This is a genomic window from Paenibacillus sp. FSL L8-0502, assembly GCF_038593055.1.
GTDB lineage: Bacteria > Bacillota > Bacilli > Paenibacillales > Paenibacillaceae > Paenibacillus > Paenibacillus polymyxa_D.
In genome coordinates this window covers 4,493,000-4,506,483 of record NZ_CP151958.1, presented here as the reverse complement: position 1 = coordinate 4,506,483, position 13,484 = coordinate 4,493,000, and the positions used below count along the sequence as shown (strand labels likewise).

15 protein-coding genes are annotated in these 13,484 nt (G+C 50.9%); 14 read left to right on the top strand and 1 reads right to left on the bottom strand.

The genetic code is table 11. The features are described 5' to 3' along the window. The first annotated feature begins 11 nt into the window (after window positions 1-11). The 14 genes from NSQ57_RS19645 (at window position 12) to NSQ57_RS19580 (ending at window position 13,002) form a co-directional block, all read left to right on the top strand. Window positions 12-1,472 carry a glycosyltransferase gene (locus NSQ57_RS19645; protein ID WP_340933058.1) on the top strand — a complete coding sequence of 487 codons (1,461 nt, stop codon included), beginning with the start codon at window positions 12-14 and terminating at the stop codon, window positions 1,470-1,472. A 118-nt stretch (window positions 1,473-1,590) separates the two neighbouring features. Continuing rightward, window positions 1,591-1,878, top strand: a complete 288-nt coding sequence (locus tag NSQ57_RS19640; protein WP_340933056.1) for a nucleoside-diphosphate sugar epimerase — start codon at window positions 1,591-1,593, stop codon at window positions 1,876-1,878. 29 nt (window positions 1,879-1,907) lie between these two features. After that, window positions 1,908-2,240: a hypothetical protein gene (locus tag NSQ57_RS19635; protein WP_029518277.1), complete on the top strand. Its 333-nt coding sequence runs from the start codon at window positions 1,908-1,910 to the stop codon at window positions 2,238-2,240. After that, window positions 2,240-2,590 (top strand): hypothetical protein, encoded by a 351-nt coding sequence (locus tag NSQ57_RS19630; RefSeq protein WP_039272663.1) that lies wholly within the window; start codon window positions 2,240-2,242, stop codon window positions 2,588-2,590. Before NSQ57_RS19635 ends, NSQ57_RS19630 begins: the two co-directional genes overlap by 1 nt. Next, window positions 2,538-2,897, top strand: a complete 360-nt coding sequence (locus NSQ57_RS19625; protein WP_039272662.1) for a hypothetical protein — start codon at window positions 2,538-2,540, stop codon at window positions 2,895-2,897. Before NSQ57_RS19630 ends, NSQ57_RS19625 begins: the two co-directional genes overlap by 53 nt. A gap of 181 nt (window positions 2,898-3,078) precedes the next feature. After that, entirely contained in the window at window positions 3,079-4,170 is a 1,092-nt protein-coding gene (locus NSQ57_RS19620; protein WP_029518280.1) for a DUF3880 domain-containing protein, read from the top strand. A gap of 33 nt (window positions 4,171-4,203) precedes the next feature. Continuing rightward, window positions 4,204-5,337, top strand: a complete 1,134-nt coding sequence (locus NSQ57_RS19615) for a glycosyltransferase (protein ID WP_029518281.1) — start codon at window positions 4,204-4,206, stop codon at window positions 5,335-5,337. A gap of 60 nt (window positions 5,338-5,397) precedes the next feature. Continuing rightward, on the top strand, window positions 5,398-7,059 hold the full coding sequence (locus NSQ57_RS19610) for a glycosyltransferase (protein ID WP_340933054.1): 1,662 nt from the start codon (window positions 5,398-5,400) through the stop codon (window positions 7,057-7,059). Between the two features lie 121 nt (window positions 7,060-7,180). Then, a complete protein-coding gene (wecB, locus tag NSQ57_RS19605; RefSeq protein ID WP_340933052.1) occupies window positions 7,181-8,272 on the top strand; it encodes a UDP-N-acetylglucosamine 2-epimerase (non-hydrolyzing) in 1,092 nt (363 codons plus the stop codon). Beyond that, complete coding sequence (locus tag NSQ57_RS19600; RefSeq protein ID WP_029518284.1) at window positions 8,265-9,251, top strand: polysaccharide biosynthesis protein; 987 nt, start codon at window positions 8,265-8,267, stop codon at window positions 9,249-9,251. Before wecB ends, NSQ57_RS19600 begins: the two co-directional genes overlap by 8 nt. Further along, a complete protein-coding gene (locus NSQ57_RS19595) occupies window positions 9,248-10,102 on the top strand; it encodes an SDR family oxidoreductase (RefSeq protein WP_069012647.1) in 855 nt (284 codons plus the stop codon). Before NSQ57_RS19600 ends, NSQ57_RS19595 begins: the two co-directional genes overlap by 4 nt. Next, window positions 10,063-11,061, top strand: a complete 999-nt coding sequence (locus NSQ57_RS19590) for an NAD-dependent epimerase/dehydratase family protein (protein ID WP_340933050.1) — start codon at window positions 10,063-10,065, stop codon at window positions 11,059-11,061. Before NSQ57_RS19595 ends, NSQ57_RS19590 begins: the two co-directional genes overlap by 40 nt. Then, a complete protein-coding gene (locus NSQ57_RS19585) occupies window positions 11,058-11,774 on the top strand; it encodes a glycosyltransferase (RefSeq protein WP_029518287.1) in 717 nt (238 codons plus the stop codon). Before NSQ57_RS19590 ends, NSQ57_RS19585 begins: the two co-directional genes overlap by 4 nt. A 28-nt stretch (window positions 11,775-11,802) precedes the next feature. Next, the gene (locus tag NSQ57_RS19580) at window positions 11,803-13,002 is read left to right on the top strand and encodes a glycosyltransferase (RefSeq protein ID WP_069012648.1); all 1,200 of its coding nucleotides are present in this window, start codon (window positions 11,803-11,805) and stop codon (window positions 13,000-13,002) included. On the opposite strand, the gene NSQ57_RS19575 is transcribed toward NSQ57_RS19580, so the two are convergent. Continuing rightward, the gene (locus NSQ57_RS19575; protein WP_231109445.1) at window positions 12,999-13,385 is read right to left on the bottom strand and encodes a hypothetical protein; all 387 of its coding nucleotides are present in this window, start codon (window positions 13,383-13,385) and stop codon (window positions 12,999-13,001) included. The genes NSQ57_RS19580 and NSQ57_RS19575 overlap by 4 nt on opposite strands. Window positions 13,386-13,484 lie beyond the last annotated feature (99 nt).

Genomic DNA, 13,484 nt, shown 5'->3' with positions numbered 1-13,484 from the left:
GAGTGAACGGCATGAAACGCCTGAATATGCAAAGGAAACACAGCAAGCGGCTCGGAAAGAAAGGCTATTGGTCAGGATATAAAAGGGGCCAGGAGCAAGGTAACAGGTTGGGTCAGGCTTCGTTCGGCAAAGTATTTGAAGGCGTCAGTATTATCATTCCGTCCTGCAATCAGCTTCAACAGCTCCGTGCATGCATTCACCGTATTGAGGAGAATACGAGCCATCCTCACGAAATTATTGTAGTGGACTGCGGCTCGACGGACGGGACATCCACCTATTTGCTCCGTAAAAGCATCGCTGTGCGTTATGCGCTGTTAAAAAAGGATGTGCAAATGATAGGTAGCCTGAATCAGGGGCTGATGATGGCAAAAGGCACTACTATTGTGGTACTGGATCAAAACTCCATGGTGACCCCCGGCTGGTTGGATCGGTTGTTAGGGTGTTTACACAGCGATCCGTGTATGGGTGTTGTTGGGCCTGTAACGAATGGTCCATTCAAAGAACAGCAGATCGAGGTTCCTGATATGAACGATAATGGAGCACGTCAATTTGCCATGACCTTCAATGTTCCCAAACCGGATGCATGGCGAGAGACCGAAAGCTTGGCTGGATTTTGTTTATTGCTGCGCAGAGAGACACTGAAAAAAACGGGCTACTGGGACGAAGGCTGCCACAGTATTGAGGAGGCCCATGCAGATTGGCTACTGCGTGTGCGTTTGTTGGGGATACGTATGGCAATTGCCGGAGATGCTTTTATCCATTATGAAGAAAGAGATCGGGATACGGTGTATGGTTTTCCTCTAACGACCGAAACAAGCGGTTCAATGGAGGAAAGCAGCCGGAACCGATCCTTTTTTGTACAAAAGTGGGGGGATGCGGATAAGCTGTTCCACAACCTGAAATTCAGTACAGCGGAGACGGACGGCCAGATCTCAACAGGTAAGGAAACACACGTATCAGCGGCAAGCTTTTACCCCATCGGAGCGATTGTTCAGGGACCGTCCGGTGTAGTATTTCGGTTAGAGCCGGGAAGAAGGCGGTATCTGCATGGAGTCAGTGCTGCGGGAGGTGAAAACGTGCAACCTGTCAGATTGTCTCAGCTGGACTTGTTGGCACTTCCCTTGGTAGGGAAGCCGGAGGTCACAGTTTCCGGCAGCACTGATGCACCTGTAGCTGAGTCGCCAGAGGAACCCTTGCCTGTGCTGGCGGCTCCTGAGCTGGGGAACATGTCCATGTTGCCCACACTTCATATCCCAGCTCAACGTAAGCGCTGGATCGAGTTACTGTATGCTGAAGGTGGGCAACTGTACCAAATCGGCAACGGCTGGAAAAGACCATTCCTTACCCTCTACGCTGTGATGAGCTGGCGGGCTGAGGACTATCCAATTCAATTTTTGTCCTCCGAAGAATTGTCGGCATTGACGGAGAAGCAGCCTATTATTGCTCCACCAGTGTTGCGAGGGCATTTGTGATGATCGAATAGGCGCTTTTAGGCGGAACCGACTACTCGCTGCGGCATACGCTGTAGTAGCGGAAAGCCCGTAGGTAATTCGTGCGTTCCGCACGGCGGAGCACATAAAGGAGGGGCTTATGCATAACGAGTTAGATAATTTGCTGATCCACATTTCGCACTCGCAGCAGCAGATGTCGAGGTTGTTGGATGCGGAACGGCAGGTGGTTGTGCGCATGGCGCAGATCATACATGAACTGCCAGATGAGGAGCCGCGTTTTGACGGAATTCCGGGCATTCTCGACAGCTCGGGACAAGTAAACAAAAGCATTGTGGCCTATCTGAACGGCATTGCCGATCTTCAGGAAGCAATGGCTGAAATGCTCGTTCGTGTCGTGAAGGAAACGGCATACCCGGAAGAGGAGTAACGTAACAACCGAGGGCAGGGAGTGAACACATGAGTAGGGAACAAGCAATGATTCACATGCTGGACGCGGCCTCCAAAATGCAGCGGAATGTGTCTATGATCCTGGAGGCCAAGGCGGTCGAAGCAGAAAAAGTGCGTAATTGGGCGCTGAACCATCTGGCGCCCCACGCCTTTGACACCGATGAAGAACAGCTGGGGCGACCTTTGGAGATTCACGAGCAAATGGTGGAAATGCTGGAGGGATTAACGCGGCTTCAGACTGGTCTTTGCAGCAATCTCAAAGCATTGCTGGATCAGGATGAGCAGCAGGGTGGCGGCATGGAAGGGATGATGGGAGGCATGGGCTCGGGGGATATGAACTAATGAGCATGAGGCGTGAACGTGAGATCAAGCTGGATATAATGGAGTCTATTGCTGCCAGCCAGCACGCCGTTGCCCGGATGCTGACCAGTCTTGCGGACTTGACGCCCCATGCGGATATGTCGGCTACCCGTCTGGAAGAAACCATTCGTATACTCAGCAACTACCAGGGCGAAATCACGCAAATGTTGGCGGGTATTCCATTAAGACGACAGGTATATGGAAAACCGACGAAGCCGTGGCTCCATGTGCCTGTTCAGAAAAATGAAACCACCACGAGAAAGCAAAGGAGGAATGAAAATGAGCACAAGGTGGGAACGCGCCACTCGGGAAAAAGCCCGCAAAAGACGTAAAGATGCCCGGCGTTCCAGCATTCGCAGATTAAAACGGAGAAGAAGACGTCTGCTTGCTCTAAGACGCCGTAAAAGAGGACATCATTCTGCACGTAGAAGACATCCTCTTTTGCGGCGGCGAAAAAAACCTCAAGCTAACCCGGTGGCAGTCCCTTCTGCGGAGAATCCACAGCCCGGGACTGTTGCATTGGAGCATGATCCGCAGGCATTTCAGCAGGGGTATGATGCAGCTTACAACGAGGGTTTCAATTCAGGCTTTGCCAAAGGTTATGAAGATGGACACCAGGTCGCTTACAAGGCTCAGTAAACTATGCAGAACATCCATGACAGCTAACCCCCGAAGCTACACAGCTTCGGGGTTATTTGCGGTTCGGCAGTTGGACGGGCAAACGCCAATTTTGTCCGGGCAGTGGCAGTCGTCCATGATGCGTTTGACCCCTCCGCATATAGTTTAGGAGTGACAGAAGTTTATCCTACAACAGGACAGGGTGAAGGATGTGAACGATCAACAAAGCGGAAATGAACGCGAAGCGTACCGATGCGGCTATCGGGAAGGACGCAGAATGGGCGGTTGCACGGCTGCTCTGTCACAGGTCGTGGCCATACAGCCTGCTGTTCGTCATTTGAAAGTGTTGTATATTCCGCAAGGTTTCGCAGCTATAGACACAGGTGTGCAAGAAGCATTAGGCCAAATATGCAGCTCATGCGCCATCGGTACGCCTGCTACGATGCTAGCTGACGCCGAGGCTCAACGTCCAGACCTCGTGCTGGTCATGAACGGGCTGCATGTTTTTCCGGCGGATCATCTGGAGCAGGTACAGCAAATACGAGCCCTAGGCATTCGGACGGCCATATGGTTTGTAGATGATCCTTACTTTACGGAGGATACGGCGTTGATCTGTCAATCCTACGATGTCGTATTTACGCACGAAATTTCTTGCCTGCCGTTTTATCGCGATCAGGGAGTAACGAGGGTTCACTATTTGCCGCTGGCTGCGTCAGCTCGTATCTTTTATCCTCGGCGGGTAGAGCGGGAGCATCAGCATGATATTTGTTTCATTGGAAATGCCTTCTGGAACCGTGTGAAGCTATTCGACCACCTAGCTCCCTTCTTGGCGGACAAAAGAGTGCTGATCGTAGGTGGGCACTGGGATCGGCTGACCCGGCGGGATGTGCTGGAACGCTTTATCCGTCCGGGCTTTATGGAGCCGGAAGAGACCGCTCAATATTATAACGGCTCCAAAATTGTCATCAATATGCACCGCCCGACAGACCCCGGACTGGATAATCGGAATACACACCAGCTTTCAGCGGAGTCCATCAATCCTCGGACATATGAAATTTCTGCTTGTGGCACGCTTCAAATGACGGATGTTCGGAAGGATTTGAGCCGTTATTACCGACCAGGCTATGACATTGAAACTTTCTCTGGAGCAGATGAATTGAAAGTGAAGCTGGACTACTATCTCAAGCATGATTGGGAACGCGAACGCATGGCCTGGCGCGCATTGTACACGACTATGCAAAAGCATATGTACTCCAATCGCATGGAAGAACTGCTGGACAAGGCGATGGCCTAAAGTAAACACCATAAACAGTGAGGAGTGAAAGTGATGACGATATCTACGACAGGACCGTATGACCCGGCTGTTCACCAGACGGCGGCAGCCTCCTGGGAAAAGGGGAGAACTGCGGGATTGCATGACGGATACGACGAAGGATATCTGCGCGGCCGTGCTAACGCAATTGTTGCGCGGATGAAAGCAGTTTTCCCTTTTCGACAAATCCATGTACTGTATGTCGTCTCAGGCAAAGGCCTTCCGTATTCTCCGCTGGATGAGGCGGTCATTACCACATTGCAGAGCATGACGGCTCAGGTTACCGTAACAGACCCACGTCAGCCGGTAGGAGATATTGCCGCTCAGCTCCGTCCGAATCTGATGCTGGCACTGGATGGAATGGATCTTCCGTTGGAGCAGGTTACTGCGGTACGCCAGTTGGGCATCCCCACCGCCATCTGGCTAACGGACGATCCGTATTACACCGACACGACGACCAAAATCGTTACGAATTATGATTATGTGTTCACGTTAGAAATGAACTGCATGGAGCTGTACCGTCAGTTGGGTTGCACGTCTGTGCACTATTTGCCCTTTGGAGCATTTCTGACTCACTATTTCCCCCTCAGCTCGCCCGCTTCGGTACGACGTGAGATTGGGTTTACAGGCTCAGCCTACTGGAACCGCATCTATTTCTTTAATCCGATTATGCCGCAGCTCATGGCTCGTAACATTAAAATCAACGGAATCTGGTGGGATCGTCTCCCAGATTATCAGTCGTATGGCGACAAAATTGAGCTGGGTCGCTGGATGTCTCCGGGCGAGACCAATGATTCGTACAACGGCAGCAAAATCGTAATTAATCTTCATCGTTCCCATCAGGATGATTCGGTGAACAACAACTCACTGAAAATTCCGGGGGCTTCGCCCAATCCGCGTACGTTTGAAATTTCTGCCAGTGGCACGTTGCAACTGACAGATACAAGAGATGATCTGGCTCGTTTTTACAAGCCAGGGGAAGAGATAGAGACCTACAGCTCTCAGCAGGAACTGCTGGAGAAGGTTGAGTTTTATTTGACGCATGAAAAGGAGCGTCGTGAGATTGCTCTGCGTGCTCTGGAACGAACCCTGCGGGAGCACACGTATGGTCACCGGATTGACCAACTGTTGTCGGTCATATTTCCATAAGGTGATTCACACGTCCGGTGGTTGCTATTTTAAAGGAGGTGAACTCCGATCAAGCCGAAAATGATGTTATTCAGCCATGTTAGCAACGTCCGCAGTATTACGGGGGCCGAGAAGCTGCTATTGCAATTTTGTCTAGATATGCGTACGTACTTCGATTGTATTCTCGTAACGCCTGGTGAAGGGCGGCTGACCTCAATGGCCCGCAAGCGCGGAATCACCGTTCTGACACAGAATCTGTTCATGCTGCATGGCATGTATACCCCATATGAGGGATTGGCGCAGGATGCGGAGAATTTGCGGACCCATGTGGCGTATGCACCGTTGTTCCAGATGCTTCGGCATGCTCGACCTGATGTGGTGCTGGTCAATACCTGTGTGAACGTCATGCCTGCAATGGCTGCCCATGAGCTTAATATTCCGGTGATCTGGAAAATTACCGAAGTCATTAACCAGAATGCGCATACGCCAGTTTCTGTTTCTATCATTGAGCGCTATAGCCAATGGGTCATCGGCATTTCTCAAGCTGTAATGCGTCCTTTGCATGGTGGGGGACTGACACGTCCGCATACGGTGTTGTCTCCCTGCCGGGATATGGATATGCCGTCTCCCAGAGAGCATGTGCTGGAACGGAAAAGGAAACGTGAAAAACTGGGGCTGCGGGATTTTCATATTTGCATTGGTTATATTTCTTCCTTTATCTACGAAGCCAAAGGGCTGTTACCTTTTGTCCAAATGGCTCTAAAGCTGTGCGAAACCAATTCGCGGTGTCGTTTCTGGATCATCGGCAGCTCGGTGGACTCGGAATATTACGTAAAATGTGTCTCTTTAATCCGCCAATCTCGTTATAGCCGCCGCTTCCAGTTCAATTCTTTCGAGGAATCCGTGTCAACGGCCTATAGCGCAATGGATATTGTTGTGATCCCAAGTATGGTGGAAGAAGGCTTTGGTCTGACCGCCCTGGAAGGGCTAGTTTACGGTAAGCCCGTAGTAGCCTTTGCGCAGGGTGGACTTGTGGAATTGATGGAGGCTACCGGAAATACAGATTTTTTGGTAGAGCCGGGCAACAGCGACATGCTGGCGCAAAAAGTGGGTTATCTGCTCGATCATCCCGAGGAATTGGAACGGATTGGTGTCCGTAACAACAGTGCAGCTACACGTGTATACGGACCTGATTCCTACCGAAGCAGTATGCACCTCATGGTCAGTCAATGGGTATGTCATCATCCGCATTGGTTCCCGTTGATTCAGCAGCCGGGTGGACCTGTATGGACGAGGGAAGGCGAAGGGCTGCGTCAGGTCACCGCTATACCGGAGGGTTATACCAGCACGATTCGAGAATTTCCTGAATCGGTGGTGTGTCAGCTGCCTGTGCTGGGTCTGCCGCCAATCGAATATGCAGCCATTCAGGGCTTGCCACAACCAGCACCCCCTTTACCTGAGTCACCACCCGAATTGCCCCGCGGCAAGCGTAGTATTCGGGCGAGATGGCCAAAGGGCCGCAAGCGTACCAGACTTCGGAATCGCAGGTATAAGAGAAGCGGCGGCAAGAGTCGCCTTAAGAAAATTCACGGGTTCCCGTTGTCGAAGGGACTTTATCCGAAAACCAAGTCCAGACAGAAGCTCAAGCGGAAAATCAAGCACCGGTCACGGCGACACAACGCGCACAAACCGAAGCGAGTCACACTCAAGGCTGGACAGCATACAAAACAACGGTCCGGGTGAACCTACGCCGGACCTTTGAGATGAACGTTAAGCTGGAGCACAGCCAGTCTGCTGGATGGCTATCCTTCATTGAACGCCACAATTCAATGAAACAACGACAGCAAAGGTGGGTTCCAAAACCATGAAAATATTGACCGTGCTCGGCACAAGACCGGAGATTATACGGCTCAGCCTGATCATTCCGAAGCTAGACCGCCATGCAGATGAACATGTGCTTGTGCATACGGGCCAAAATTACACCGAAAGCCTGAGCGGGCAGTTCTTTCGCGAACTGGGACTGCGTGCCCCGGATTATGTACTTCAGGAGAAAGCGGGGACACTGGGCAAACAGTTGTCCGCCATGTACTCGCAGATGGAGGATATTTTAAACAAGGAACGCCCCGATCATGTGCTATTGCTCGGTGATACGAACAGCGCTCTATGTGCCTTACTTGCGGAACGTATGGGTTATCCGGTCGTGCATATGGAGGCGGGGAACCGCTGTTATGATCTGGATGTGCCGGAGGAGAAGAACCGGCGTGTCATTGATACGATATCTACCATTAATATGCCTTATACGGAGCAAAGCAAGCAGCACCTACTACGCGAAGGCTTCCCAAGCCAACGAATCATACTGACTGGAAATCCGATCTACGAAGTAATGCAGCACTATGAGAAAGAAGTAACCGGTAGTGGGATTTTGAAAAAGTTGGGACTGTCGCCGGGAGAATATTTCCTGGTCACTGCCCACAGAGCCGAAAATGTCGACCATCCACCGCATTTGCTGGCTATTTTAGATGGTCTTAACCGGGTAGCCCAGCAGTTCGGGCAGCGGGTCATTTGCAGTATTCATCCCCGGACTGCCGCCCGGATCGCAAGCCATCCGCCGATCCAGCTTGATCCGCTAGTGGAATTTCACGAACCGTTCGGTTTTTTTGACTTCGTTCTGCTGGAGCGGCATGCCCGCTGCGCTTTGACGGACAGTGGTACCGTACAGGAAGAATGCTGTGTCATGGGGGTGCCGACGGTTACGATGCGCCGGACGACTGAACGGCCGGAAACGGTAGATTGCGGCAGCAATATCGTGTCCGGCCTTGATGGCGAGGTTATAGCAAACGCGGTAGCCATAATGACCGGGATGACCCATAAGTGGCAATGTCCCGCGGGCTATCTGGTGGAAGATGTGTCGGATAAGGTAGTTAAATTTCTGCTTGGAGGGAAACGGCATGTTTGAAAACCAACGTATCTTGGTTACCGGCGGTACCGGCTCCTGGGGGCATGAGCTGGTTGCCCAGTTACTGCCGCGTAACCCCAAAGAGGTCATTATCTTTTCACGCGGAGAATCCAGTCAGGTTGCCATGAACAGGCAGTTTGAGGATGAACGACTCAGCTTCTGTATTGGAGATATTCGGGATAAGGATGCGCTGACTACCGCTTGTCAAGGAGTGGACTATGTATTTCATTTGGCAGCGCTCAAGCACGTGCCCGTCTGTGAGGATCAGCCCTACGAGGCACTCAAAACCAATGTCGTAGGCACTCAAAACGTAATCGAGGCCGCTGTCGTTAATCAGGTCAAGAAAGTCATTTATATATCGACCGACAAGGCCGCGAATCCGTCCAATTTTTACGGCATGACGAAGGCAATAGGAGAAAAACTGATTGTTTACGCCAATCTGCTGAATAGCGATACACGTTTCGTGACGGTGCGCGGCGGTAATGTTTTGGGCACAAATGGAAGCGTGGTGCATCTGTTCCAAAGTCAGATTCGCCAAAAGGGCAAGGTTTCGATCACAGATATGAACATGACGCGCTTCTTCCTAACCTTGCGTGATGCGATCAGTCTCCTGTTCAAAGCCTCGGTGGAAAGTGTTGGCGGGGAAATTTTTATCATGACCATGCCAACCTGCCGTATTTTGGACTTGGCTGAGGTGCTCATTGAGGATTCAGGTGTGGAAAACGTAGAAATTGTAGAAAAAGGTGTGCGTCCCGGTGAGAAAATTCATGAGATTTTGATGAGCGATTTTGAAAGCCTGACGACGGTAGTCTATGACGAGCAATATTTGGTCATTCTCCCAACGCTGAATATTCCTCAATTAAAGGACCGCTATAATCAGTGCCCTCCCGTGTCATTCAGCAGCTTTAGTTCGGAGTTTAATTTGATGTCGAAAGAGGAGATTCGCAGCATTCTCCAAAGCGGGGGGTTCATCAAATGAAGCTGCTTATTTTGGGTGGTAACGGCATGGCGGGCCATGTTCTGGTGAAGTATTTCCAAAACCAGAGCGGGTATAACGTGTTCTACACCACCCGTGATCCCGAAAATAAAGGTGGTCTGCTGCTGGATGTAAAGGACAGCTTTATGGTGGAGCAGCTGGTACGGAGTGTACGGCCAGACGTTATTATTAACGCGGTAGGTGTACTGAATCAGCATGCCGGGGAGGATCAAATTGCAGCATACCAAATTAATGGGTTGCTGCCACATCTTCTCCGGCGGACAGCGGACAGTATCGGTGCCCGATTGGTTCATATCAGCACGGATTGCGTATTCGAGGGAAATCGGGTACCTGGTTTATATAAGGAGACGGATCAACCCGATGGGACAAGTGCCTATGCTTTGACGAAAATACTCGGAGAAGTAAAGGCCGCAGGGCATCTGACTATCCGTACCTCCATTATCGGGCCGGAAATTCGGCCCAGTGGCATTGGTCTGCTGCACTGGTTCTTGCAGCAGAGCGGAGACGTTAACGGGTATCGCCGGGTCTTTTGGAACGGGGTTACGACGCTGGAATTAGCAAAGGCGATACAGGTGCAGATGAATGAGCCGCTGGACGGACTCATTCATCTGGTTCACCCTGAACCGATCAGCAAGCACGATTTGCTGCTGCTGTTCAAAGACATCTGGAATAGGGAGGATATTCGGATCGTGCCGAAAGATGAGCCGGTGCAGGACCGGACGCTTCGTTCTACCCGGGCCGATCTGCTCTACGATGTTCCTCACTACAGCATCATGCTGAAGGAGCTGCTGGAATGGACGGAAGCACAGCGGAACAACGTCGGCCTGTCATAGTCATTACCGGAGCGGCGGGCTATACCGGGATGCATGCCTGCCGCCATTTTGCAAAGCTCGGCTGGGAGGTAGCGGCGCTGACTCGCACTGCCGCTTCCGTCTCAGAACTGATCTTACTGGATCGCGATGATGAAAATAACAGCCCAGAGGCGGAGACTCGCAACTGTATTACGCCTTATGTGTGTGACTTGCTCGACAAGAAACGTCTGGGCGAAGTAATTAGACAGATTGCTCCGGATTATGTGCTTCACCTGGGTGGTAAAAATTCCGTCCCTGAATCTTGGGAGAGTCCCCTGCTATACATGGAATCCAATGTACTGTCCACCCTGTATCTGCTCGATGTACTGCGACCTTTCCCCAAAGCCAGAATTGTCGTGGCGGGTTCTCGGCTAAAGACGGCTTTGCAGGCTCCGTATCATCCAACACATCCATACAGCCTTAGCAAAAGCCTTCAAGAGGCAGTCGCGCTCTCGTGGGGCGCGCTGTTCGAACAATCCGTCATGCTGGCAGAGCCTTGCAACTTGATCGGTCCGGGTCCATCTACCGGATTTTGTGCATTACTCGCGGGGTATATCGTTCAGACGGAACGTAGGGAGGGGCAGTCCGCAACTGAAACTGTCCCGTTCCGGGTATCTTCCCGACATGCGCAACGTGATTTTCTCGACGTTCGTGATGCCGTTCGCGCATACGGTGTGCTATTGGAACAGGGTGTGCCAGGCCGAGTGTACTCGGTCTGCACAGGCCGCATTGTGGAACTGGGCAATATCGTGGAACGTATGGTTGCGCTGGCCAAAACATCTATTCCCATACAATGGGGGGATGTGGCAGAGTCAGCATCTACCGAGGCATACCGTGCGAAAGAGCTGGAGGACATGGGCTGGAAGCCGACCATACAGCTGAGGCAATCTCTGGAGGATATGATTCAATACCGCCGAGCCGGAAAGGAAGGAACGATATGAGACCGAAAGTAACGATCGTCATTCCCTTTTATAACTGTGCATATGTGGATCAGGCTTTGCAAAGTGCACTAGAGCAAACTTATGGCCCACTCGAGATTATTGTCGTCGATGACGGCTCCACGGAACATGTTGATATGCTTCAGGCCTATCTTCCTTATATACATTATTTAGGTAAATCCAATGGTGGAACAGCCAGCGCTCTGAATCATGGTATCCGACATGCCAGTGGCGATTATATTGCGTGGCTCAGTTCCGACGATACCTATCATAGGGATAAAATTAACAATCAGGTTTCTTTTATGGTGGAAAACGGTGCGTACATCTCCCATACCAACTTCAATTTCATCAATCAATACAGCCAAGTCACAAGCTACCAGGCAGCCGCCGTGTTTCCGTCTATGACGGAGTTTTACCGTTTTTTTCAACAAGGAAATCCGGTCAATGGATGCACGGTTATGTTTAAAAAGGAGCTGTTTGCACATATCGGTTTGTTTGATGAATTGCTGCCGTACACACATGATCTGGATATGTGGTACCGCGTGATGCTGGCGGGATATCCATTTCCTTTTCTGAACGAGTCCTTGGTTAACTACCGTTGGCATGATGAAATGGGAACCAAAAAATATTGGCCCGCTGTGGAGCGGGAGTACAACATCACCCAAGCACGTTATCGAGATCGCTTCAGTCAGGTATTGAGTGGTTTATCCTCATGAAGCCGAAAGTCTGTCAGGGGGGATTGATATGGTAGATACGGGGATTGTTATGCCACTGTACAAACAGGATATCGGCTATCTGCAAGCTGCAATCTCATCCGTACTAGCCCAGAGCTACAGGGGATTTCGCTTCATCATTGTTATTGACGGAGCGCCGGAAATGGTGGGGCCAGCGCTCTATGCAGCAATGGGAGACCCGCGCGTTCAGTTGGTTACACTCCCTCAGAACCAAGGAGTATCCCACGCCCTAAACCGGGGATTCGATGAGTTGTTTAAAGATCCTGGGATCAAGTATGTGACCTGGGTCTCCAGCGACAATGTTTATAATGCTTCCTTTATTGAACGATTGCGGCAAGAGCTGAAGCAGGGGCCAGACTCACTCGGTCTTGTGTTTTCTACCTTCCGCCAGGTTGACGCATATGGGAACCCGTTGTATGACGAGCAGCATCAACAGGCGTTGATCCGGTACCAAAGTCAGCCACATCACGAATTGCTGAACGCCAGCATTGTTGGGGTTTCATTTATGTACAAAAGCAAATATGCCCTCCAGATTGGCGGCTATCGGCTGCAACCCGTTGAGGATTATGATTACTGGCTGCGGCTGACCGAGACGTGCAATATGAAATTCATCCCGGAGATCCTGATGGATTACCGGGTGAATTCCACATTTAGTGTATCGGCCGGCCTACACAGCCAAAAGGAGCACCGACGCTGGCGGCGCGCATTCCAAATCGCCAAGTATGAGGCGAGAGCACGCCGGGGCATCCCACTTGAAATGACGATTTTAATGCCTGTCACGGATATGGCTCAAGCTGAATCATTGCTGGATAATCTGCTGGAGCAGCACTACAGCAATTGCGTGGTACGGCTGCTGGATTTAACGCCAGAACAGGAAGCTAGCGCTTTCCTGTCGATGATGCTCGACCCTCGGTTAATCGTAACATCACGGCAGCATTATTCGATCCAGGAAGCACTGGTTCAGGCTATTGGTGAAACCACGACTCGCTTTGTTGTATGCTTCGGTGTCAAACCTTATATTGCCGTGACGGATCTACTGTATCTCACGGATTTGTTGCGCCCATTACAGGATACACATGCCTTTTCCTACTATACAGATGACCATTCCACCATCGGCAGCGGACGAGGGGTTCAGTCCGTACCGCCAGAATGGAATTACGTGTATTACACCCACAGATTGCATCAGGCACTGGAACAGGGTGGCTTTTAAATAACAGGGGACAGTGCAGGGATTGTGGTCAGCTCGGACTGGAGAACACGGTGCTCCTGTACAACATTACCAAACTGATCCAGTCCAAAGTTGGAGAGCACGACATTCGCTGGAGCAGCGGAGGCCACGTTGTATTGTACCTCATAGGCAAGAACCCCTTGTATAAAGAAGGTACGGCGGGCAATGGAGTTTGCAGGCAAGTTAACCGATGTCACATACAGTGGTGTCTTGGTATCCGGTACAAGCGAGAAAAAAATTTGGATGGTCACGGTTGCCGCATTTACTGTGTCCTCATTGACCAAGTTCACAACAACATTGGAGCAGGCAGTACCAAAATCTCTAGTGTTCGTCATATAACCGGTTGTAAAAGCCAATCGAATCATCCTCTCAAAAAACAGAATATTGGATAACCCTTGAAGGGATGCTTTTATACTATGAATCTATTGAAAAGAAAGCTTGTATGGTTGTCTCTAGGCTGTGCT